At 73.1% G+C, this 22,593-nt stretch carries 16 protein-coding genes and 1 tRNA gene; 10 read left to right on the forward strand and 7 right to left on the reverse strand.

Annotated elements, in window-relative coordinates; translation table 11 throughout:
* Positions 1-77 precede the first annotated feature (77 nt).
* The 8 genes from ASE25_RS21940 (at position 78) to ASE25_RS23685 (ending at position 8,835) form a co-directional block, all read left to right on the forward strand.
* Positions 78-1,913 carry a glycosyltransferase family 4 protein gene (locus ASE25_RS21940; RefSeq protein WP_157623578.1) on the forward strand — a complete coding sequence of 612 codons (1,836 nt, stop codon included), beginning with the start codon at positions 78-80 and terminating at the stop codon, positions 1,911-1,913.
* The gene (locus tag ASE25_RS21945; protein ID WP_056827488.1) at positions 1,910-2,833 is read left to right on the forward strand and encodes an ABC transporter permease; all 924 of its coding nucleotides are present in this window, start codon (positions 1,910-1,912) and stop codon (positions 2,831-2,833) included. Before ASE25_RS21940 ends, ASE25_RS21945 begins: the two co-directional genes overlap by 4 nt.
* Position 2,834: 1 nt before the next feature.
* Positions 2,835-3,614 (forward strand): ABC transporter ATP-binding protein, encoded by a 780-nt coding sequence (locus ASE25_RS21950; RefSeq protein ID WP_235508801.1) that lies wholly within the window; start codon positions 2,835-2,837, stop codon positions 3,612-3,614.
* Positions 3,611-4,822 (forward strand): glycosyltransferase, encoded by a 1,212-nt coding sequence (locus ASE25_RS21955; protein WP_056827493.1) that lies wholly within the window; start codon positions 3,611-3,613, stop codon positions 4,820-4,822. Before ASE25_RS21950 ends, ASE25_RS21955 begins: the two co-directional genes overlap by 4 nt.
* A gap of 19 nt (positions 4,823-4,841) precedes the next feature.
* On the forward strand, positions 4,842-6,119 hold the full coding sequence (wecC, locus tag ASE25_RS21960) for a UDP-N-acetyl-D-mannosamine dehydrogenase (protein WP_056827495.1): 1,278 nt from the start codon (positions 4,842-4,844) through the stop codon (positions 6,117-6,119).
* On the forward strand, positions 6,116-7,345 hold the full coding sequence (wecB, locus tag ASE25_RS21965) for a non-hydrolyzing UDP-N-acetylglucosamine 2-epimerase (RefSeq protein WP_056827497.1): 1,230 nt from the start codon (positions 6,116-6,118) through the stop codon (positions 7,343-7,345). The genes wecC and wecB overlap by 4 nt, the downstream gene beginning before the upstream one ends.
* Positions 7,338-8,624: a nucleotide sugar dehydrogenase gene (locus ASE25_RS21970; RefSeq protein WP_056827498.1), complete on the forward strand. Its 1,287-nt coding sequence runs from the start codon at positions 7,338-7,340 to the stop codon at positions 8,622-8,624. Before wecB ends, ASE25_RS21970 begins: the two co-directional genes overlap by 8 nt.
* 79 nt (positions 8,625-8,703) lie before the next feature.
* A complete protein-coding gene (locus ASE25_RS23685) occupies positions 8,704-8,835 on the forward strand; it encodes a hypothetical protein (RefSeq protein WP_255358451.1) in 132 nt (43 codons plus the stop codon).
* A gap of 6 nt (positions 8,836-8,841) precedes the next feature.
* Here the strand turns inward: ASE25_RS23685 and ASE25_RS21975 are convergent, their stop codons facing one another.
* On the reverse strand, positions 8,842-9,615 hold the full coding sequence (locus tag ASE25_RS21975; protein WP_056775669.1) for an isocitrate lyase/phosphoenolpyruvate mutase family protein: 774 nt from the start codon (positions 9,613-9,615) through the stop codon (positions 8,842-8,844).
* 90 nt (positions 9,616-9,705) lie between these two features.
* Between ASE25_RS21975 and ASE25_RS21980 the strand changes: the two genes are divergently transcribed.
* Positions 9,706-10,593 carry a hypothetical protein gene (locus tag ASE25_RS21980; RefSeq protein ID WP_056775670.1) on the forward strand — a complete coding sequence of 296 codons (888 nt, stop codon included), beginning with the start codon at positions 9,706-9,708 and terminating at the stop codon, positions 10,591-10,593.
* Between the two features lie 7 nt (positions 10,594-10,600).
* Here ASE25_RS21980 and ASE25_RS21985 read toward each other — a convergent pair whose 3' ends face one another.
* The 6 genes from ASE25_RS21985 to ASE25_RS22010 all read right to left on the reverse strand — a co-directional run bounded on the left by ASE25_RS21985 (position 10,601) and on the right by ASE25_RS22010 (position 21,508).
* Positions 10,601-12,700 carry a multicopper oxidase family protein gene (locus ASE25_RS21985; protein WP_082623048.1) on the reverse strand — a complete coding sequence of 700 codons (2,100 nt, stop codon included), beginning with the start codon at positions 12,698-12,700 and terminating at the stop codon, positions 10,601-10,603.
* 233 nt (positions 12,701-12,933) lie between these two features.
* Entirely contained in the window at positions 12,934-17,745 is a 4,812-nt protein-coding gene (locus ASE25_RS21990; RefSeq protein ID WP_056827501.1) for an ATP-dependent helicase, read from the reverse strand.
* 46 nt (positions 17,746-17,791) lie between these two features.
* Complete coding sequence (locus ASE25_RS21995) at positions 17,792-18,232, reverse strand: nuclear transport factor 2 family protein (RefSeq protein ID WP_056775674.1); 441 nt, start codon at positions 18,230-18,232, stop codon at positions 17,792-17,794.
* A 37-nt stretch (positions 18,233-18,269) separates the two neighbouring features.
* Entirely contained in the window at positions 18,270-20,078 is a 1,809-nt protein-coding gene (gene selB, locus ASE25_RS22000; RefSeq protein WP_056827503.1) for a selenocysteine-specific translation elongation factor, read from the reverse strand.
* 1 nt (position 20,079) lies between these two features.
* Positions 20,080-21,390, reverse strand: a complete 1,311-nt coding sequence (gene selA / locus ASE25_RS22005) for an L-seryl-tRNA(Sec) selenium transferase (RefSeq protein WP_056827505.1) — start codon at positions 21,388-21,390, stop codon at positions 20,080-20,082.
* A gap of 22 nt (positions 21,391-21,412) precedes the next feature.
* Positions 21,413-21,508, reverse strand: a tRNA-Sec gene (locus ASE25_RS22010).
* Positions 21,509-21,564: 56 nt separating this feature from the next.
* On the opposite strand from ASE25_RS22010, the gene selD reads away from it, so the two are divergent.
* Positions 21,565-22,566, forward strand: coding sequence for a selenide, water dikinase SelD (selD, locus tag ASE25_RS22015; RefSeq protein ID WP_056827507.1), 1,002 nt, complete (start codon positions 21,565-21,567; stop codon positions 22,564-22,566).
* Positions 22,567-22,593 lie beyond the last annotated feature (27 nt).

Consider the following 22,593-nt stretch of genomic DNA (forward strand, 5'->3'; position numbering starts at 1 on the left):
CAAACTTCTCTCTCTGTTCGACTGACGTTCCGCCTGGGCCGGTCCGCCGTTGGGGGTGGGACTGCAACGTTCGGTGCGTGACCTCCAGACTCGGCGCCAGTGTGGCATCCGCGCTCGGCGCCCCCGGTCCACGCGATGCAACGGGGAGTCGAACAGTTGGTGACGTCCCGACCACGACGGCACTGCTCGTCGCCAACCTCCCCGTCGCCGCGTGCGTGGCCCGCTCCCACCTCGCCCGCAACCCGTGGCAGGCGGTGTGGGTCGGCGCCCGGGTGCTCCCCGCCGGCGCGCGGCGCGAGCTGAGCCGGCGCAGCCGCGGACCACTGTCGGTCATCGCCGCCGCGGCCTCCGGACAGCGCGAGCTCGCTCGCCGCCGTCTCACGGACGAGCTGCGTGGCGCGGGTCCCCGGCGGGCACAGCACCTTCTCGCAGCCGCGGCCGCGACAGGCCAGCTGGACGGGATCGATGGCGCCACAAGCGGATTCACGCAGGCCACGACGGGCTCCTCCGCCGCCTACCTCGCCCACGCCGCCGGCGACGTCACCGGTGCGCAGCGCGCCCTCGACGGCCTGCGCAACCCTGCCGCCCGAGTGCACCGTCGCTGGCTGGCCGGCGAGCGCTCCGTCCTGACGGGCGCGGCACTCGACGGACTTCCCACGACGACCGACGGCCCGCACCACGCTCCGTCCACGGCGACCCGCACCTCCGTCGTCCACGTCGTCACGAACTCGCTGCCCGAGGTGCAGGCCGGCTACACGGTGCGCACGCAGGGCCTCGTCGCCGCCCAGCGCGCCGCTGGGATCGACGCGCACGTGTGCACCCCGCCGGGCTTCCCCGTCGCCCAGGGACACCTCTGCGCGGCGCCGTCCACGACGCTCGCCGGCGTGCCCTACCACCGTGACCTCGCGGCCGGGCGCCGTCTCGATCTCCCGGACCGCCACCTGGAGGCGTATGCCGTCACGGTCGCCGCGCTCGCCCGCGCCGTCGGTGCCGACGTCGTCCACGCGCACTCGAAGCACGTCAACGCCCAGGCCGCCCTGCTCGCCGGCCGACGCCTCGGGGTGCCCGTCGTCTACGAGGCCCGCGGGTTCCTCGAGGACACGTGGCGCACGCGCGGCGGGGACGCCGACAGCGACTTCTACCGCTGGACGCGCCGGACCGAGACGCGCTGCCTCTCGCTCGCCGACGCCGTCGTCACGCTGTCGCAGAGCATGCGCGAGGACGTCGTCGCGCGCGGCGTCGACCCGAAGCGGGTCCACGTCGTCGGCAACTGCGTCCCCGACGCCCTGCTCACCGACGTCGTCGACGGCGGACCCGTGCGCGCGGCCCTCGACATCCGCCCCACCGATGTCGTCATCGGCACGGTGTCGACGCTCAACGCGTACGAGGGCATCGACGTGCTCCTCGACGCGGGTGGCCTGCTCGACGACGCCCGGCTCGTCGTACTCGTCGTCGGGGACGGTCCGGCCCGCGAGCGTCTGACCCGTCGCGCTGCCGAGCTGCGCCGGTCGGGCACGCGGACGCGCTTCGTCCTCACCGGGCGGGTGCCGCACAGCCGCACCCACGAGCACCACGCGGCCATCGACGTCTTCTGCGTCCCCCGCCGGGCCACCCCGGTCACGACCCTCGTGCCGCCCCTCAAGCCCGTCGAGGCGATGGCGCTCGGACGTCCCGTCGTCGTCACCGACCTCCCGCCGCTGCGCGAGCTCGTCGCCCCCGACCGCGGATTCGTCGTCGAGGGCGCGGACCCGCAGCTGCTCGCGCAGGCGCTGGGTGAGCTCGTCGCCGACCCCGACCGGCGGCACCGGCTCGGGGCGAGCGGACGCGACCACGTCGCGAGCGAGCGGACGTGGTCGGTGGCCGCGGCGGCATACGGACAGGTCTACGAGCAGGTGCAGGCGGTGGCGGCATGACGATCGGGAGCGGCAGCGTGGTGGAGAGCGTCGAGGCGCCGGAGGCACGGACCGAGCGGGCCCGACTCACCCCCGAGGAGGCGGCCGCCCTGGCGCGCCGTGCCGGCCTGGAGGAGCTCGGCGTCCGGCCGGGCCTGCTCGGCTACGCCCGCGAGGTCTGGAGCTACCGCCACCTCGTCTGGCACCTGTCGTCGGCGCAGGCCTGGGCGACGAACCAGAACAACTACCTCGGCCAGCTGTGGGCGGTCCTCAACCCGTTGCTCCTCGTCGGGTCGTACTACCTGATCTTCGGGCTGCTGCTCAAGACCCGCGGCGGCACGTCGAACTACATCGCGTTCCTCACCATCGGCATCTTCGTCTTCGGCTACTCCGCGAGCGCGATCATCGCCGGCTCGCGGGCCGTCGTCGGGCAGATCGGGCTCGTGCGCGCATTGCGCTTCCCCCGGGCCGTGCTGCCCATCTCGGTGACGCTGACGCAGTTCCTCGTCAACGTCCCGGCGTTCGCCGTGCTCATGGTCATGATCCCCCTGACGGGAGAGCCGTTCTCGCCGCATTGGCTGCTGTTCCCCGTCGCGCTCGTCTTCCAGAGCCTCATCAACCTGGGTCTCGCGTTCTACCTCGCCCGCGTCGTCAACACGGCCCGCGACTCGGCCAACCTCGTGCCCGTCGGTGTGCGGCTCGCCCGCTACGTCTCGGGCGTCTTCTTCTCGATCCCGCACTACGCCGGCTACGGGCTGGTCAGCGCCCTGCTCCTCTACCAGCCGCTCGCGGTCAGCATGACGACGGCGCGCGAGGCCCTGATGGACCAGTACCCGCTGACGTGGGGCAGCTGGGTCGCTGCCGCGGCCTGGGGCGTCGCGCTCAGCGTGACGGGAATCGTCTTCTTCTGGCGCGGGGAGGGTCGCTATGGGAGCAACTGACGTGGCTGACACGACGACGCCCAGCGTCGTCTGCTCGGGGCTCGACATCGTCTACACGGTCTTCGGCGCCAAGCAGAAGGGCACCGACACGGGCGGCCAAGTGCCGCTCGTCGAGCGCCTGCTGACGAAGCGCAACCCGGTCAGCTCGGTCCGCAAGGTGCACGCCGTCAAGGACGTCTCGTTCGTCGTCAACCACGGCGAGGCCGTCGGCATCATCGGGCGCAACGGCTCGGGCAAGAGCACGCTGCTGCGCGCCGTCGCCGGGCTCATGCCCCCGACGAACGGGCGCGTCTGGGCCTCTGGACGCCCGTCGCTCCTCGGCGTCAACGCCGTGCTGCTCACGGGCCTGACCGGCGCCAAGAACGTCATGATCGGCGGTCTCGCGCTCGGCCTGACGCCACGCCAGGTCCGTGAGCGCTACGACGACATCGTCGACTTCAGCGGCATCGGGGACTTCGTCAACCTGCCGATGAGCGCCTACTCGTCGGGCATGGGGGCACGGCTGCGCTTCGCGATCTCGACGGCGGCCGCCCCCGACATCCTCATGATCGACGAGGCCCTCGCGACCGGTGACGCCGAGTTCCAGGCACGCAGCCGCGACCGCATCGCCGAGATCCGCCGCGACGCGAGCACCGTCTTCCTCGTCAGCCACAGCAACGCCGCGATCCGCGAGTCGTGCGACCGCGTGCTGTGGATGGAGCAGGGACGGCTCGTCATGGACGGCCCCACGGACGAGGTCGTCCGGGCCTACGAGCAGTCCCACCGGAGGGCTCCCGCGTGAGCCCTCACCCCGCACCGCGACGCGACGGGACCCTGCGCGCGCTCGTCGTCACCGTCGTGCACCACCCCGAGGACGCCCGCATCCGGCACCGCGAGATCGGCGCCCTCCTCGACGCGGGCGTGCAGGTCACGTATGCCGCCCCCTTCGTCGCGCACGGCCTCGACCTCCCCGACGTGGCCGGACTGCGCCCGGTCGACCTCCCGCACGCCACCGGGCGCTCGCGCGGCGAGGCCTTCCGGGCCGCCCGGCGGCTGCTGGCCCACGAGGCTCGCGACCACGACGTCGTGATCGTCCACGACCCCGAGATCGTCGCTGCCGCAGCGGGTCTGCGCCTGGACAACCTCGTCTGGGACGTCCACGAGGACACCGCTGCCGCCATCGAGGCGAAGCCCTGGGTGCCGGCACGTGCCCGCGCTCCTCTCGCCAGTGCGGCCCGCGCCATCGAGCGGCACGCGGAGCGTCGACACGAGCTCATCCTCGCCGAGTACGCCTACGCCGACCGCTTCGAGCGGGAGCACGTCGTCGTGCCCAACACGGTGCGCGTCCCGGCCACGGCGACGGCGCCCGGCGCGTCGCGTGCCGTCTACCTCGGCTCGCTGACGATGGCCCGCGGCGCGGCGACCCTCCTCCAGACCGGGCGGCTGCTCACGGTCGCCACCCGCGGCGAGGTCAAGGTCGAGATCATCGGGGGCGCCCGTGACACCCGCACCGCCGACACCCTCGACTGGGGCGTCAAGTGCGGCCACGTCGTGCACCACGGCTTCGTGCCGAGCGCGCGGGCCCTCCCGATGCTCGACGGTGCCCTCGCCGGCCTGTCGCTGCTCGAGGACCGCCCGAACTACCGCCACTCGATGCCGACCAAGGTCATCGAGTACATGGCCCACGGCCTGCCCGTCATCACGACGCCGCTGCCGCTCGCGGCCGACCTCGTCGAGCGATCGGGCTGCGGCGTCGTCGTGCCCTTCGACGACGCCGAGGCCACGGCCGCCGCCCTCATCGAGCTGGCGCGCGACCCCGAGCGACGCGCGGCGCTGGGACGGGCCGGACACGCGTACGCCCGAGAGCACCACGACTGGAACGTCATCGGCCGCGACTTCGTGCGCCACGTCACCGACCTCGCCCAACGCCACCGCGGCGCGGGCGAGCCCCGTGACGTCGGCGAGCGACCCAGCACCTACGCCCACCCCGCCACCCACCAGCAGCACTGACAGCACAGGGAGATCCACCATGTTCGAGGACGGAATCGCCGTCATCGGCCTCGGCTACATCGGCCTGCCCACCTGCGCCGCCCTCACCCGCCACGGACTGCGGGTCACGGGCGTCGACGTCAACGAACGCACCGTCTCGGAGATCAACGCCGGACGCGTGCCCATCGTCGAGCCGAACCTCGACGTCGCGATCGCCTCGGCCGTCGCCGACGGCCTGCTGACAGCGACGACGACGATGCCGCACGCGTCCGTCTACCTCATCGCGGTGCCGACCCCGTTCATGGGCGACCACGAGCCCGACCTGCGGCACGTGCGCTCGGCCACCGAGGCGATCGCGCCGATGCTCCGTGGCGGGGAGGTCGTCATCCTCGAGTCGACGTCGCCGCCCGGGACGACCGAGCTGATCTCCGAGTGGATCTCGGACCTGCGCCCCGACCTCAAGCTGCCGCACCTGGGCGGCATCTCGGACGTTCACGTCGCACACTGTCCGGAGCGGGTGCTGCCCGGCCGGATCATGGTCGAGATCTTCTCCAACGACCGCATCGTCGGCGGTCTCTCGCCCGAGTGCGCGCTGCGCGCCGCGGAGGTCTACCGGCTCTTCGTCACGGGCGAGATCATCCTCACCGACGCGAAGTCGGCCGAGATGTCCAAGCTGACCGAGAACGCGTTCCGCGACGTCAACATCGCCTTCGCCAACGAGCTCGCCGAGATCTGCGAGCACATCGGCCTCGACGTCTGGGAGGTCATCTCGATGGCCAACCACCACCCGCGGGTCAACATCCTCCAGCCCGGCCCCGGCGTCGGCGGGCACTGCATCGCCGTCGACCCGTGGTTCATCGTCTCGGCGGCCCCCGAGCAGGCGCGGATCATCCGGGCCGCCCGGGAGACCAACGACGCCCGCCCGGGCACCGTCATCCGGAAGGTGTCCGACGCCCTCGTGGCCGCGGGCCGCGGGGACGGGCAGGGCGCGACGGTGGCCTGCCTCGGTCTCGCGTTCAAGGCCGACATCGACGACCTGCGCGAGTCGCCGGCCCTGCTCATCACCGAGACGCTCGCCGCCGAGCTCCCCGGCACCCGGGTCCTCGCCGTCGAGCCGCACGTCGGCGCGTTGCCCCCGGCCCTGGCCGCCCTGCCGAACGTCGAGCTCGCCGCGACCGGACAGGCCATCGACGAGGCGGACGTCGTCGTCCTCCTCGTCGACCACGCCGCCTTCCGGTCCATCAGCCTCGGCGACCTCCGCGGTCGCGAGCTCGTCGACACCCGCGGCCTCTGGCGACTGAAGGAGATCCGGACATGACTACTGCACTGCCCACGGCCCGACACCGCGTCATGACCGTCTACGGGACACGACCCGAGGCGATCAAGATGGCCCCGCTCGTGGCGGCCCTCGAGGCCGACGAGCGCATCGAGCCGGTCGTGGCCGTGACCGGCCAGCACCGCGAGATGCTCGACCAGGTCAACGCGCTCTTCGGGATCCGTCCGGCCCACGACCTCGACCTCATGGCCCCGGGGGCGACGCTCGCCGAGATCACGGCCCGCACGGTGCTCGCCACCTCGGCCCTGCTGCGGGAGACCCGCCCCGACGTCGTCGTCGTCCAGGGCGACACGACGACGGTGCTCGCGACGGGGCTGGCCGCCTTCTACGAGCACATCCCCGTCGTGCACCTCGAGGCGGGCCTGCGCACGGGTGACGTGCGCTCGCCCTTCCCCGAGGAGGCCAACCGGCGCCTCACCGCGCCGCTCGCCGACCTGCACCTCGCCCCGACGGCGACGTCCAGGGCGAATCTCGTGCGCGAGTCGATCGACCCGAGCCGCGTGCCCGTCACCGGCAACACCGTCATCGACGCGCTCCAGTGGACGACCGCCCAGCCCGTCGAGTTCGACGACCCGCGCGTGGCCGAGGCCGTCGACCACGCGGCGGGTGGGCGCGACCTGCTCCTCGTCACCTCCCACCGGCGTGAGTCGTGGGGTCCCCGGATGGTCGAGACGATGACGGCGATCCGCGACCTCGCGCTCGACCGGCCCGACCTGCAGGTCCTCCTGCCGATGCACCGCAACCCGATCGTCCGCGACGTCATCGAGCCGCTGCTCGGGTCGCTCGACAACGTGCTGCTCACCGAGCCGCTCGACTACCACCAGTTCGCGCACGCCCTCGCCGGCGCCACCGTCGTCCTCACCGACTCGGGCGGCGTGCAGGAGGAGGCCCCGAGCCTCGGCAAGCCGGTGCTCGTCATGCGCGACACGACCGAGCGCCCCGAGGCCGTCGAGGCCGGGACGGTCCGCCTCGTCGGCACCGACGGCGGCACGATCCGCGCCGCCGTCGAGGAGCTGCTCGACGACGCCGATGCCTACGCCGCGATGGCGAACGCCGTGAACCCCTACGGCGACGGTCGGGCCGCCGAGCGGTCGGTCGCCGCCATCGCCGAGCTGCTCGGCCTGGGCCACCGGGCCCCGGACTTCGACCCGAACGAGTCCACGCGGGAGGCTGCGTCCGACAGCGACTCCCGACTGGTCCGTGTCTGACCGGCGACGCCACGACGTCGTCGTCGTGGGGCTCGGCTACGTCGGCCTCCCGCTCGCGCAGGCCGCGGTCGGCGCGGGCCTGTCCGTCGTCGGTCTCGACGCCAGCGCCGTCGTCGTGGCCTCCCTCGCGAACGGCCGGTCGCACGTCGACGACCTGACCGACGAGGACGTGACGAAGATGCTGGGCGCCGGCTTCGAGCCGACGACCGACCCGACCTGCCTCGCCGAGGCCGCCGCGGTCGTCGTCTGCGTGCCGACGCCGCTGGGCGACGAGGGCGGCCCCGACCTCGCCGCCGTCCGGGCGGCCATGACCGAGCTGTCCCGGCACCTGACCCGCGACACCCTCGTCGTCCTCGAGTCGACGACCTACCCGGGCACCACCGACGAGGTGGTGCGCCCGATCCTCGAGACGACCGGGCTGCGCGCCGGGGTGGACTTCGCACTCGCCTTCTCGCCCGAGCGCGTCGACCCGGGCAACACGGCATACGGCATCGGCAACACCCCGAAGGTCGTCGGCGGGCACACGCCCGCGTGCACGGAGGCGGCCTGCGCCTTCTACTCACGCTTCGTCGACACCGTCGTGCCGACACGGGGCACCCGCGAGGCCGAGACGGCCAAGCTGCTCGAGAACACCTACCGCCACATCAACATCGCGCTCGTCAACGAGATGGCGCGCTTCTGCCACGACCTCGACATCGACCTGTGGGAGGTCATCGCGGCAGCGGGGACGAAACCCTTCGGTTTCCAGGCGTTCTACCCGGGCCCGGGCGTCGGCGGCCACTGCATCCCGATCGACCCGAACTACCTCTCGCACAACGTGCGCACGCGGCTCGGCTACCCCTTCCGCTTCGTCGAGCTCGCCCAGGAGATCAACGCCTCGATGCCGGCCTACGTGGCGCGCCGGGTGCAGGACGCGCTCAACGAGGACGGCAAGGCGCTGCGCGGGGCGCGGGTGCTGCTGCTCGGCGTCACGTACAAGGCCGACATCGCCGACCAGCGCGAGTCGCCCGCCGTCCCCGTCGCCCGCCGCCTCCTCGAGCAGGGCGCACGCCTGTCGTTCCACGACCCGCTCATCGACCACTGGGACGAGCTGGAGCCCGAGCTCGGGGACGCCGCCATCTCGGTGCCGCACCTCGAGGCCGCCGTCGTCGACGCCGACCTCGTCGTGCTGCTGCAGCGCCACCGGGACTACGACGTGGACGCGCTCGCGCGAGCGTCGCGCCGCTTCCTCGACACCCGCGGCGTCGTCACACCCAGCGAGCACGCTGAGCGTCTCTGACGCCTCCTCCGTTGCGGCGCAAGGGTCCCGGCCCCACGACGGCGCGGCGTCGTGGGCTCGGCGACACACCGACCACGACGTGGCCGGGCGGGCCTACCGGTCAGGTGGTTACGCGTACGCCCTCGGCTCGAACCAGAAGCTCGGGCTCTACAACACCTTCTACACAGCCACGCTCAAGCAGTCCTCCCCCGGCTACTGGGAGAGGTGCTGAGCAGGCTCAGTTGAGCGTGCGGGTGCCCTCGGGCAGCGCGCCACCGGCATAGACGTCCTCGGCGAGACGGGCCAGAGCGGTCAGGGCGACGTTCTGGCTCCACGGGCCATAGGACACCCGGGCGACGCCCAGGCGCTGCAGGGCCGCGAGGTCGAGGGAGCCCGGGACGGCGATGACGGTGAGCTTCTGCGGCCCCAGCTCCTCGACGAGCCGGCTCACGGTCGGTTCGTCGAGCTTGCCGGGGACGAAGAACGTCGAGGCGCCGGCGTCGAGAAAGGCGCGGCCCCGCTCCACGGCGTCGGTGAGCACGTCGGCCGGGTCGCGGTCGCCGGCCTTGACGTAGGCGTCGGTGCGGGCGTTGAGGACGAAGGGGATGCCGGCCCGCTCACCGGCGGCGACGGCAGCCTCGACGGCCCGGACGGCGTCCGGCAGCGCCTTCATCTGGTCCTCGAGGTTGGCGCCGACGATGCCGACGTCGATGGCGCGGGCCACCGTCTCGCCCGCGTCGCCGTAGCCGGCCTCGAGGTCGGCCGTGACCGGCAGGTCGACGGCGGCGGCGATGCGGCCGACGGCCTCGATCATTAGATCGCGCGGGATCTGCTCGCCGTCGGGGTAGCCGTACGACGCTGCGATCGAGTGGCTCGCCGTGGCGAGCGCCTTCGTGCCGGGGGTGTCGGCGACGACGCGGGCCGTGATGACGTCCCAGACGTTGACGACGAGCAGCAGCTCGGGGTCGCGGTGCAGGCGCTGGAGCTCCTGGGCCTTGGCAGCGGTGTCCATCTCGGGTCCTCTCGGTCGTGGTGCTCGACGAGTTGGACGTACCCGGACGCGACGGGGCACCGACGGCCCGTTCGCGGCTAGCATCGCGACGTGATCGGGTCGTACGCGTCCGCCGGAGCCTGGGGTGCCCGCTACGGTCCCGTGCTCATCCGGCGGATGCTCGACCGCGAGCGTTCCGGCACCTACGTGGTGCTCGTGCTCGCCGAGCTCGCCCTCGTCGCCGCTTTCGCGGGCGTGCTCGTGGCACTGCTCATCGTGACCCGGGACGATCCGCTGTGGCTGCGCGCACTCGGCGTCGGCACCGTCGCGATGGCCACGTGCGGCGCGGTCGTGTGGGTCGTCGAGGCGGCCGCGCGTTGGTCGTGGAGCGTGCGTCGCCCGGAACGGCTCGTCCTCGCGGCAGCGCCGTCCGGTGCCGCTTCGACCGCCGTCCTCCGCTCACGCGCGTCGTTTGCGACGCCGCTCACCAACGCGATCCTCGTGACGGCGTGGTGCGCCTTCATGGTCGTGCTCACCGCGCCCGTGCCCTGGGCAGCCGTGGTCTTCGGCCTCGCCACGCTCGCCTCCTGTGCCCGGCTGGCGCCCTTCGCCCTGGGTCGCGCCTCGGCGGGCGGGGTCTACCTGACGCCGACCGCGGTCGAGCTGCGCTGGGGCGTGCGGTCGGCGAGCGTGCCCTGGGAGACGGTGCGTGGCACCCCCGACGACCTCGCGCACGGCCTGGCCGGGGCGACCGACGCGACAGGTGACCGGGCCTTCCCGGTCGACGTGCCCCTCGACGTCACCGACCAGCCGTTCGCCGGTCGCGTCGCCGTCCCGGTCGCCTACCTCTGGCTCCGGGCGGACGAGCTCTCCGAGCTCATCGGGTGGTATGCCGCCCAGCCGGCTCTGCGAGCACGCCTCGGCACGCAGGAGTCCCTCGCGTGGCGGCCGACGGCGCCGAGTGCCGTGACGATGGCCGACGGCGACACCTTCTCGTGACCCGAGGTCAGCCGCTCGGTTGGCGGTGCTGCCTGGGTCCGATCCGGTAGGGCCGCATCATCTCGTTGTCCTCGTGCTCGACGATGTGGCAGTGCCAGACGAACTGGCCCGGGTTGCTGAACCTGGCCCGGATGCGCGTCACCTCGCCCGGGTAGGCGATGACGGTGTCCTTGACGCCGCTCTCCCAGGCCTCGGGTGGGCGGGGATCGCCTGCCGGCCGGGACGGTGGTTCGGTCTCACCGGCCTCGTTGGTCACCAGGGCCTGTCGGTCGACCACTTCGAACGTCGTCTCGTGGACGTGCATGGGGTGGGCGTCAGCCGTGAAGTTGTGGAACTCCCAGATCTCGGTGTCTCCGACGCGAGGGCTCTCGGTGACCGGGTCCGCCCACATGAGGTGCTCCGGATTTCCCCCGCGGTCCACGGTGCCCAGCATCGCCTCGGCGGGTCCGTCCCAGGCGCTCGACATCATCTCGAGCAGGCCGAGTCGTCGGGTGCGCGTCTCGGCCGGCAGCGGCACGAGGGCCGGCAGGCGCAGGAACCGGGGCGGTGTCGTCGGGTCGGGCCCGGTGGCGGGCACGACCCGGAACTGCAGGACCTGGCCGGTCGTGTCGGGGTCTGCCGCGTCGAAGTCGTCGTCCGGCTTGCCACCGCCGAAGGGCTCGTCGGGGCCGACGTTGGCCAGGACGTGCTTCCCGAGAGGCACGTGTGTGAAGTCGACGACGATGTCGGCGCGCTCGGCGAGGCCCATCAGGAGCCGGTTGTCGTGGTGGGCAGTGAGGTTCACCGGCGCAGCCAGGAAGCCGCCCTCGTTGCCGATGGCCCAGACCTCCACGCCGGGGATGTGGGCGAAGTCGAGGATGAGGAAGCGGGACTGGCAACCGTTGAGGAAGCGGAACCGGTAGCGGCGCTGCTCGACGACCTGGAAGGGCCAGGTGTTGCCGTTGACCATGATCGTGTTGCCGAAGAACTCGGGATTCCAGATCGGTGAGAGGTCCGTGTCCGGGACGAAGCCCGGGTCCGCCGCCGTGGCGCCGTCGAAGAACTCGCGGCTGTCGGGGTAGAAGAGGGAGCCATCCTCGTTGAACGCCCGGTCCTGGATCGCGATCGGGATCTCGTAGTAGGCCTTCTTCGGAGGAGAGGGGTCTCCCCTCTTCGGCGCGGGTCCCGGCAGCACGGCAGTCGCACCGGAGCGGACGTCGAGGACGGCCTCGTCACCCTGCGGTCCACCCCTGATGAGGAAGAACCCGGCAGGCCCGGCGTACACGTTGAGGCGGGTCATGCCGAGTGCGTGGTCGTGGTACCAGAGCGTCGACGCACGTTGGTCGTTCGGGTACTGGAAGACGGCGTAGCCCGGGCCCCACTGGGGGCCGAGTGTCCGGGCCGCCTTGTCCTTGAAGAAGGCGTACCAGGTGCCCTCGGTCGCGTATCCGGTCGGTAGGTTGGCAGCGGCCGGCAGGAACCAGGCCTCCGGGTAGCCGTCGCTCTCGTCGCCGACTCCAACCGCTCCGTGGAGGTGGGTCACCATGGGCACGGGGCCGGTGTAGCGCCCGGGCGTCTGCCGGAAGGTCGGCCGGGTGTCACGCCCGACAACCCCACCGGGCGGGTTGGCCCAGTGCAACGTCGGGTCGACCGGCAGCAGGTGCGGCAGGTACTTCCCGGCGGTGTCCACGAGACCGTTGATCCACTTGACCCGCACCGGGCGGTCCCAGCGCGACTCGATCGTCAGCGACGGGGCGTGATGCAGCAACAGTCCCTTCTTGCTGTCAGAGGTCACGGCGCCGTAGCCCCACACCGTCGTCGCGGGCAGGCCGGCGGGAAGGATCTGCTGGGAGAACTGCTTCACCGAGATCTCGTAGTAGTCGGCAGGTTTGCCGCCCTTGCGCTTGATGGACCCCGCGCGCGGCATCACCGGCGGTACGAGCAGCGGTGTCACGAACTTCGGCACCGTCGAGGGATCGAGCGTGCCACCGAGGACAGCGGCGACGGCCTGTCTCGTGCCGTCCGGTGCGTAGGCGTAGAGCACGAACCCCGCGCCCGCGACGCCCGCTGCCCTGATGAAGCTGCGCCGGCTCAGCTGCCGGGGCCGTGTGTCGCCTGGGTCCTGCATCGTTCTCACCGTCCAGCTCGGCGACAGCTCCCGCGGGTGGGGTGTCCCCGCCTGCGCTCGGTGGCCGCCTGGGGCGCCTTGCCCCCTCCCTGCCAGAGTCGCACCGCGACAACCCCAGGACCGGGGAATCAGGAACAATGCTGTGAGATCCATGTGACACCCCTCAGGGCGGATTCCCTGTCGTACCAGCACGATCGTGACATTTCACGATCAGCGACAGACGCTGCGGCGCGTCAACGGCGCAGGCGCAGTCCCCGCGGTGTCATGTGGAAGCCGGCCTGCGACAGGGCCTGCACGAGCGGGTGGTCGGAGCCGAGCACCGAGGCGCCGTCGGCCTTCTCGACGGTGAGTCGGCCGAGGGCTCCCTCGCGGACGGCGAGCGCGAGGGCGTCGGCCGCAGCCTGAAGTCGCTCGGGGTCGTCGGACCAGCAGAGCATCGTCTTGCCGCCGCGCTCGACGTAGAGGACGAGCTCGCCGTCGACGAGGACGACGAGCGCCCCGGCCTTGCGGCCGGGCTGGTGGCCCTTGCGGCGAGGCGCCTGCGGGGACTCCGCTGGCTCATCAGCGGCGTCGGTGAGCCCGCGCTCGGGCCAGCCGATGGCGGCACCGTAGGGGTTGGCGGGGTCGCTCGCGGCGAGGACGAGGGCCGGCGGCCCGGTGCGCTCACGCCCGGCCGCAGAGTCCTGGGCCCCCGCACCGGGCAGCCGTGACATCGACCTGAGCCGGTCGACGGCCCCCGTCGAGGCGAACTGCGAAGCGCCGAGGCCCTCGACGAAGTAGCCGCGCCGGACCTTGCCGGCCTCCTCGGCCGCGGCGAGCACGCGGTAGACCGCCGCGAAGCCACCAGGGACGTCCTCGGTGACGACCGACCCGCGGGTCAGCACGCCGTAGCGGTCGAGGAGCAGCTCGGCGTTGGTGACGGCCCGGACCGTCGGGTCGGACTCGGCGGGCGGCAGCGACGTCCAGCGACCGACGCCGGTCGAGGGCCCGGACCCGACCGCGCGACCTGCGGCCAGCGCCTTGCCCGTCGCAGCCTCCTCGGCGGCCTCGATCTGCGACGGGCTCGTGCCGGCGAGGGGACCGCGCAGGGAGCCGAAGCGGCCGAGCGAACCGCGCCGGCCGGCATACCTCGTCGACCGGGGTCCGGACGTCGTGCGCTTGTGGGCGGTGCGGCCACCGGCGAGGAGGGCACGCAGCGGCGCGATGGTGTCGTTGGTGATGCGCCCCGACCACAGCAGCGACCACAGCGCGTCGTTCAGCTCGGTGTCGCCGAGCCCGACCCGCGTCGAGAGGGCCCGGAAGAAGTACGCGCCACCGCTCTCGAGGGCCTCGAGGACGGCCTGCTCGTCGTCGGTGAGGTCGACGACCTCGGGTGGGGTCAGCGTCAGGTGCGCGGCATCGGCGAGGTGGAGGCTGACCCAGCCGTCGTCACCGGGCAGCGAGCCGTGGCCGCGCCAGACGACCTCGCCCGAGCTCATCACCTCGTCGAGCAGCGCCGGGCGGTAGTCGGCGACGCGCGCAGGGAGCACGAGCGACTCGACGGCGCTCGCCGGGACGACCGCTCCGGTCAGCTGCTCGACGGCGCGGAGCAGGCCCTCTCGGCCGCGCAGGCCGCCACCGACGCCCTGCCACTGCGGGAGGAAGCGGGCGAGGTCGGGCTGGGCGACCGGCTCGACCTCGTGGCGCAGCGCGGCGAGCGAGCGGCGCCGGAGCAGCCGGAGCACCTCGGCGTCGCAGAACTCGGGGCCGTGGCCGCCGCCGTTCTCGGTGGGGAGCAGCTCGCCCTCGACGACCCGACCGGCCGAGACGAGACGGCGCAGCGCGTCGTGGACGACCGCCGGACCCACGCCCCACCACGCGGCGACGGTCTGGACCGCGAAGGGCCCGTGGGTGCGGGCGAAGCGCGCGACGAGGTCGGCGAGCGGGTCGGGCACCGGGTCGAGGAAGGCCTGCGGCACGCCGACCGGCAACGCGGTGCCGAGGGCGTCGCGCAGTCGCGCGGCGTCCTCGATGGCAGCCCAGCGCTCCTCGCCGCCGACGCGCACGGCGATGACGCGACGGGCCGCCTCGAGCTCGGCGAGGGCCGCCTCGACGGCCGACGGCTCGAAGCCCTCGGCCGCACGAGCGACGATGTCGCGCACCGACAAGGGGCCGAGCACCCGGAGCAGGTCGGCGACGTCCTCGCCGTCACGGGCACCCCGCTCTGGTGTCAGCCGCTGGAGCTCGGCCTCGGTGCGTGCGACGGCCTCGGGGTCGAGCAGGTCGCGCAGCGCGAGCGCCTCACCCTGACCGAGCAGCTCGGAGAGCAGCGACGGGTCGAGCGCGAGGGCGGCGGCCCGGCGCTCGGCCAGCGGTGAGTCGCCCTCGTAGAGGTACTGCGCGACGTAGCCGAAGACGAGCGACTTGGCGAAGGGGCTGGGCTGGCTCGACTCGACGTCGACGACCTTGACCGCGCGCGAGCGGATGTCGCCCATGAGCTCGACGAGACCCGGCACGTCGAAGACGTCCTGGACGCACTCGCGCACGGCCTCGAGGACGATGGGGAAGGTGGGGTACTGGCTCGCCACCTCGAGCAGCTGGGCGGCACGCTGCCGCTGCTGCCAGAGCGGCTGGCGCTTGTCGGGTCGGCGGCGGGGCAGCAGCAGCGCCCGCGCCGCGCACTCCCTGAACCGCGCTGCGAACAGGGCCGATCCGCCGATCTCCTGCGTCACGAGCTCGCTCACCTCCTCGGGCTCGAGGGTGACGAGCTCGACGAGCTGCTGACCGACCGCAGCGCCGTCGTCGAACTCGAGGTCGGGCAGGCGGAAGACGATGCCGTCGTCGCCGTGCATGGCCTGGACGTCGATGCCGAAGCGCTCGCGCATGCGTGCCGCGACGCAGAGCGCCCACGGTGCGTGGACCTGGCCGCCGAAGGGCGAGAGCACCGCGACACGCCAGTCGCCGATCTCGTCACGGAAGCGCTCGACGACGATGGTGCGGTCGTCGGGGACGTGCCGCGTCGCCTCCTTCTGCTCCGTGAGGTAGCCGATGAGGTTGTCGGCGGCCCACTCGTCGAGTCCGGCGGCGGTGACCCGCGCGCGGGCCCGCTCGGGCGTCAGGCCCACGATCTCGCGGACGAACCCGCCGAGGGCGCGCCCCAGCTCGGCCGGCCGGCCCTGCTGGTCGCCCTTCCAGAAGGGCAGCTTGCCGGCCTGTCCCGGCGCCGGCGTGACGAGGACGCGGTCGTGGGTGATGTCCTCGATGCGCCACGTCGAGGTGCCGAGGGTGAAGACGTCGCCGACCCGCGACTCGTAGACCATCTCCTCGTCGAGCTCGCCGACCCGGCGACCGGGCCCCTCACCGGACGCGAGGAACACGGCATACAACCCCCGGTCGGGGATGGTGCCGCCGCTCGTGACGGCGAGGCGCTGGGCGCCCCGGCGGCCGGAGAGCGTGTCGGTGACGCGGTCCCAGACGATGCGCGGGCGCAGCTCGGCGAACTCGTCGGACGGGTAGCGGCCGGCGAGCATGTCGAGCGTCGCCTCGAGGACCGAGCGCGGGAGGGAGGCGAAGCTCGCCGTGCGGTGCACGAGCGCCTCGACGTCGGCGACGGTCCAGTCGTCCATGGCGCACATCGCGACGACCTGCTGGGCCAGCACGTCGACGGGGTTGGCCGGGACGCGCAGGGACTCGATGGCGCCGGCGCGCATGCGCTCGACGACGACGGCGGTCTGCACGAGGTCGCCGCGGAACTTCGGGAACATGACGCCCTGGCTCACGGCACCCACTTGGTGGCCCGCCCGACCCACGCGCTGGAGCCCGCTCGCCACCGACGGCGGGCTCTCGACCTGGATGACGAGGTCGACGGCGCCCATGTCGATGCCGAGCTCGAGGCTGCTCGTCGCGACGACGGCGGGGAGGCGCCCGGCCTTGAGGTCCTCCTCGATGGTGGCCCGGTGCTCCTTGCTCACCGACCCGTGGTGGGCACGGGCGAGCACGGCCGGCGCCCCGCGAGAGACCCCCGCCTGGGCCATGACCTGAGCGGGCGGCCGCGTCGACAGGGCAGCAAAGCTCGGGACCGGGAGGTCCTCCTGCTCGGCGAGACGCTCCTCCCAGATCTCGTTGAGGCGCGAGGTGAGCCGCTCGGCGAGGCGGCGCGAGTTGGAGAAGACGATCGTCGAGCGGTGCTCGGCGATGAGGTCGACGATGCGCTCCTCGACGTGCGGCCAGATGCTCGCCTGTGGCGCCTGGCCCGCGGCCGGACCCGAGAGGTCGGGCACGCCGGGTGAGATCTCGGCCGGCGCGCCGCCCAGCTCGCCCATGTCGGGGACCGGCACGACGACCTCGAGGTCCCACTGCTTCGTCGACTCCGGCTGGACGATCTCGACCGGGCGACCGCCCGCGAGGTAGCGCGCCACCTCCTCGACGGGACGCACCGTCGCCGACAGGCCGACCCGCTGGGCGGGGGTGGGCAGGATCGCGTCGAGGCGCTCGAGGCTGAGCGCGAGGTGCGCGCCGCGCTTCGTGCCGGCGACGGCGTGGACCTCGTCGATGATGACGGTCTCGATGCCCTTGAGCGCCTCGCGCACCGACGAGGTGAGCATGAGGAAGAGCGACTCGGGCGTCGTGATGAGGATGTCGGTGGGCGTCCGGGCGAAGGCCCGGCGCTCGTTGGCCGGGGTGTCGCCCGAGCGGACGCTGACGGTGATGTCGGGCGGCGCCAGCTCGAGCCGCGTCGCGGCGTGACCGATGCCGACGAGGGGCGCGCGGAGGTTGCGCTCGACGTCGACCGCGAGCGCCTTCATCGGCGAGACGTAGAGGACACGGCACCGCTCGAGCCGCTCCTCGGGGACCGGCTCGCTCGCCATCCGGTCGATGGCCCAGAGGAACGCCGACAGGGTCTTGCCGGAGCCCGTCGGGGCGACGACGACGGTGTGGTGGCCCGAGCTGATCGCGTCCCACGCGCCGGCCTGGGCGGTCGTGGGCGCGCTGAAGCTGCTCCGGAACCACGCTGCGGTCGCCGGAGAGAATCGGTCGAGCACGTCGGCCCGTCTGCCCTTCGCCATCGGGCCCAGCCTGCCATCCCCCACCGACACGACGGCGTCGCCGTGGTCAGAAGGGCGGCAGCTCACCCTCGCCCGGCGTCACCCGACGCTCCGACTCGTCGATGCGCACGTCGTTGATGCTCGCTTCGCGCCGGCGCATGTACCCGAGGTCGTCGAACTCCCACTGCTCGTTGCCGTAGGAGCGCCACCACTGTCCGTCGGCATCTCGCGACTCGTACTGGAAGCGCACCGCGATGCGGTGGCCCTCGAACGCCCAGAGGTTCTTGCGCAGCCGGTACTCCCGCTCCCGGTCCCACTTGCGGCGCAGGAAGTCGACCACCTGCTCGCGACCCACGAGGTGCTCGTCGCGGTTTCGCCACTCGGTGTCCTCGGTGTAGGCGCTCGCGACGCGCTCGGGGTCACGGGTGTTCCAGGCGTCCTCGGCGGCCTGCACCTTCTGGCGCGCGGTCTCCTCGGTGAACGGCGGGACGGGGTGTCGTGGGTCCATCGTCGGTGCCTCCTTCACGAGACGATGACCAGCGTAGTCACGACGGCGCCGGCCGGTCCGGCCTGCGGACCTCGCGGTGCGAGCCGTCGAGACGGCGTGTCCAACCGCGGCCGTCGAGGTGCTCGAGCAGAGGGATGACGGTGCGCCGGGTGGAGGCGAGCGCGACCCGGGCTTCGCTCGTCGTGAACGGCTGCGGCAGCCCGGCGAGCACGCGCATCGCGCGGGCCGGACCGGTGGGCAGCAGCACGACGTCGTCGTCGAGGCGCACGAGGCGACCGGCTCGCACGGCCGCAGCCACCTCGCGCCGGCCGAGACCGAGGGCCTGCAGCTCGCGCTGCTCGGGCGCTGCGAACGGCTCGTCGCCGAGCCGGGCCTCCAACGTGCGCAGGGCGGCCTGCACCTGTTCCGGCAGCGCCTCCCAGTGCCCGGGCAGGCCGACGCGCCCGTCACGCACCGCGAGTCCTGCGTATGCCGTGAGGTCGGCCAGGAGCGCCCGGTCGGGCGCGCCCGCCGCGGCACGACCGGCCTCGAGCGTCAGGGTCGGATCGAGCGGGTCGCCGGCAGCCTTGCGCTGCACTGCTGCTCGCAGACGATCGGCCCACTCCCGCCAGGCTGCGTCGGACACGAGCCACTGCCCGTGCCGGGCGACCGACGCCGCCGGGCGGCTGCCGCCGGGCACCCGGTTGCCGAGGGCGAGGGCGGCCTCGACGGTCATGGCACCGCGTCGTCCGACCTCCTGCCCGAGGTCCGGTCGACTGCCCTGGCGTGCCACGACGTCTGCCCGAGCGGCAGCGGCGCCGCGCCGTTGCAGCCGTGGTGGGTCGGCGTCGACGACGAGGGCGCCGTGGAGCTGTCGGGAGCCGGGGTCACGCAGGATGAGGCGGTCGCCGGCGACGAGGGGCAGCAAGGACGGCAACGTGAGGCGCGCGGCCGGGCCGCCGAGGGGGCGCACACGCGCCTCGGCCGCGTGCGTGCCGACGTGGACCATGAGGTGTGCCGACAGGCGATCCGGCACCTCACCGGTGAGCCGGACGTCGAGCTGGGCGGTCGTCGGCCATGCGCCCGGTGCCAGGAGCAGGTCGCCGCGACGCACCTCCTCGGCTGGCACACCGCGCAGGTTCACGGCCACCCTGGCGACGGCGGGGACGACGTCGTGGCTCCGCTCCAGCGACTGGAGGCCGCGCACGGTGACGTGCCGCGATCGCCCAGCGGCGTCGTGCAGCACCAGCTCGTCACCCGCACGGATCGTGCCTTCGCCCAACGTGCCCGTGACGACGGTGCCTGCCCCGCGGATCGTGAACGACCGGTCGATCCACAGCCGCAACCGGCCATCGGCCGCCGGCGGGTCCAGAGCCCCGACGAGCGAGTCGATGGCCGCCCTCAGGTCTGCCAGCCCCTCGCCCGTGCGGGCCGAGACCACCACGGCCTCGCTCCCGGCGAGCGACGAGCGTGCCACGCGTGCAAGCGCATCCGCCAGCGCCGGGGCAGGGTCGGCCAGGTCCCTTCGCGTCACGACGACGAGTCCGTGGGTGACGCCGAGCGCATCGACGGCGGCGAGGTGCTCGGTCGTCTGTTGCCGCCAGCCCTCGTCGGCGGCCACGACGAGCAGCACTGCGGGAGCGGGCCCCAGGCCGGCCAGCATGTTGCCGATGAAGCGTTCGTGGCCGGGCACGTCGACGAAGGCGACCTGCTCCCCCGAGGGCAAGGTCGTCCACGCGTAGCCGAGGTCGATCGTCAGCCCACGGCGGTGCTCCTCGGCCCAGCGGTCCGGTTCGATCCCCGTGAGCGCGCGCACGAGGGTGGACTTCCCGTGGTCGACGTGGCCGGCCGTCGCGATGACGTGCACGTCACCCGCCGTGCGTCAGCGCCGTGCGTACTGCCCGCGCCAGATCGGCATCGGACTCCGTCGGGACACAACGGAGGTCGACGAGGCAGCGGCCACGCTCGACCCGGGCGACCACCCCGGGGTCACCGACGCGCAGGCGCTCGGCGCACGCCTCGGGAAGGGCGACGGCATACCCGGGCAGTGGTACGCCGGGGGCTCCGCCGCCGCCGACGCGTCCCTCCACGACCACCACCTCGCCGCCGACCGCCTCGGCGAGGCGCTCGGTGCGCGCACGCAGGTCGTCACGATCCGCGTGGAGGTAGGCGGTGACGGGCGGCACCGGACCGCGCAGGGTCGCCTCGAGGGCCGCGAGGGTCAGCTTGTCGACCCGGAGGGCGCGGGCCAGGGGGTGGCGGCGCAGGCGTTCCACGCTCTCGGCGTCGCCGAGCACGAGACCGGCCTGCGGGCCGCCGAGCAGCTTGTCGCCGCTCGCGGTGACGATCGTGGCCCCAGCCGCGATGGCGGAGGCGGCGTCGGGCTCGTCGGGCAGGAGCTGGTCGGGTCGCAGCAGGCCACTGCCGATGTCGACGACGAGCGGCACACGGAGGCCACCGGGCGTCGTCAGCTGCGACAGCTGATCGACGGGGGTGGCGCTCGTGAAGCCCTCGATCCGGAAGTTGCTCGGGTGCACCTTGAGGACGCAACCGGTGTCGGGGCCCAGCGCGGCTGCATAGTCGTCGACCGTCGTGCGGTTGGTCGTGCCCACCTCGCGCAGGCGTGCGCCCGTCGACGCGATGAGGTCGGGCAGCCTGAAGCCGCCACCGATCTCGACCATCTCCCCGCGGCTCACGACGACCTCGCGGCCAGCGGCGAGCGCGGTCGTGGCGAGCACGAGCGCCGCGGCCCCGTTGTTGACGACGAGAGCGTCACCCGCTGCGGGCACGGCGTCCCGGAGAGCGGCGAGGGTTCCCCGCCCGCGCCGGGCCCGTGCGCCGGTGGTCACGTCGTACTCCACGTCGACGTAGCCGGCCGCAGCGACCACGGCCTCGACCGCGGCCGCCGACAAAGGGGCCCGACCGACGTTCGTGTGCACGACGACACCGGTGGCGTTGAGGAGCGGGCGCAAGGTCGTGGGGCGCGCCGGCAGGGCCGTTCGTGCGGCCTCGATGACCTGGGAGGGCGCGATCTCACCGCCCCGCGCCTGCGCCTGCGCCGCGCGGACGGCGGCCTTGACCGTGTCGGCGCCGTGCCGCTCGACCGCGGCGGCGAGCACCGGGTCGGCGAGGAGCGCGTCGGTGCGTGGGATCCGCCGACGGGGGTCGCTCTGCGTCACGCCGGCCTCCTCACGAGTGGTTTGGCGGAGGTGGACGGGAATCGAACCCGCCAGACCGAGATGCTCGGTCTCACCGGTTTTGAAGACCGAGGGGACCACCAGGTGCCCAGACACCTCCACGGGTCACCGTACCCAGCACACCGCATGCACGCTGCGCCGACCTACGGTGTGGGTATGAGCGCTGACGTGGAGCACGTGACAGCGGTGAGGCTGACCCAGTTCGCGCACGGTGGCGGCTGCGCCTGCAAGATCCCCCCGGGCGAGCTCGAGGAGATGGTGCGCGGCCTGACCGGGACGAGCCACCCCGACCTGCTGGTCGGGCTCGACTCCGGCGACGACGCGGCGGCGGTGCGCATCGACGGTGGGCTCGCCGTCCTGGCGACGGCCGACTTCTTCACCCCAGTCGTCGACGACCCCTACGACTGGGGGCGCATCGCCGCAGCGAACGCGCTGTCCGACGTGTACGCCATGGGTGGCCGCCCGGTGCTGGCCGTCAACCTGCTGGGGTGGCCGCGCGACGTCCTGCCGCTCGAGCTCGCCGCGGAGGTCCTTCGGGGTGGGCTCGACGTCGGACGCCTCGCCGGGTGCCCGGTCGCCGGTGGGCACAGCATCGACGACCCCGAGCCCAAGTACGGCATGGCCGTCACCGGCATCGCCGACCCGGACCACCTGCTCCGCAACGATGCCGCCGTCGCGGGACTGCCGCTCAGTCTGACGAAGCCCCTCGGGGTGGGCGTCCTCAACAACCGCCACAAGGCGACGGGTGAGGTCTTCGCGCACGCCGTCGAGTCGATGGTGACGCTCAACGACGTCGCGAGCGCCGCCGCGGTTGCTGCCGGCATCCGCGCAGCCACCGACGTGACGGGGTTCGGCCTGCTCGGCCACCTCTACAAGATGGCCCGCGCCTCGGGGGTGTCGGCGGTCGTCGATGCGGCCTCGGTTCCCTACCTCGACGGGGCCCGAGAGAGTCTTGCCGCAGGTTTCGTCCCCGGTGGCAGCCGTCGCAACCTCGACTGGGTGCGTCCGCACCTCCACGCGTCCGTGGGTGACGACGAGCTCGTGCTGCTCGCCGACGCCCAGACCAGTGGCGGCCTCCTCGTCGCAGGCGAGGTGCCCGGGGGCCGTGTGGTCGGCGAGCTCGTCCCGCGCGGCGACCACGTGCTCATCGTGCGATGACCCGCGTCGACGAGGTCCTCGCCCAGG

Source organism: Terrabacter sp. Root85 (genome assembly GCF_001429185.1).
Lineage (GTDB): Bacteria > Actinomycetota > Actinomycetes > Actinomycetales > Dermatophilaceae > Terrabacter.

What these genes read in the sequence shown, in the direction of transcription:
- ASE25_RS21945 (WP_056827488.1), top strand. Translation starts at nt 1,910, where the DNA reads ATGACGATCGGGAGCGGCAGCGTGGTGGAGAGCGTCGAGGCGCCGGAG.
- wecC (WP_056827495.1), top strand. Translation starts at nt 4,842, where the DNA reads ATGTTCGAGGACGGAATCGCCGTCATCGGCCTCGGCTACATCGGCCTG.
- wecB (WP_056827497.1), top strand. Translation starts at nt 6,116, where the DNA reads ATGACTACTGCACTGCCCACGGCCCGACACCGCGTCATGACCGTCTAC.
- ASE25_RS21975 (WP_056775669.1), bottom strand. Translation starts at nt 9,615, where the DNA reads ATGGACACCGCTGCCAAGGCCCAGGAGCTCCAGCGCCTGCACCGCGAC.
- ASE25_RS21985 (WP_082623048.1), bottom strand. Translation starts at nt 12,700, where the DNA reads ATGCAGGACCCAGGCGACACACGGCCCCGGCAGCTGAGCCGGCGCAGC.
- ASE25_RS21990 (WP_056827501.1), bottom strand. Translation starts at nt 17,745, where the DNA reads ATGGCGAAGGGCAGACGGGCCGACGTGCTCGACCGATTCTCTCCGGCG.
- ASE25_RS21995 (WP_056775674.1), bottom strand. Translation starts at nt 18,232, where the DNA reads ATGGACCCACGACACCCCGTCCCGCCGTTCACCGAGGAGACCGCGCGC.
- selD (WP_056827507.1), top strand. Translation starts at nt 21,565, where the DNA reads ATGAGCGCTGACGTGGAGCACGTGACAGCGGTGAGGCTGACCCAGTTC.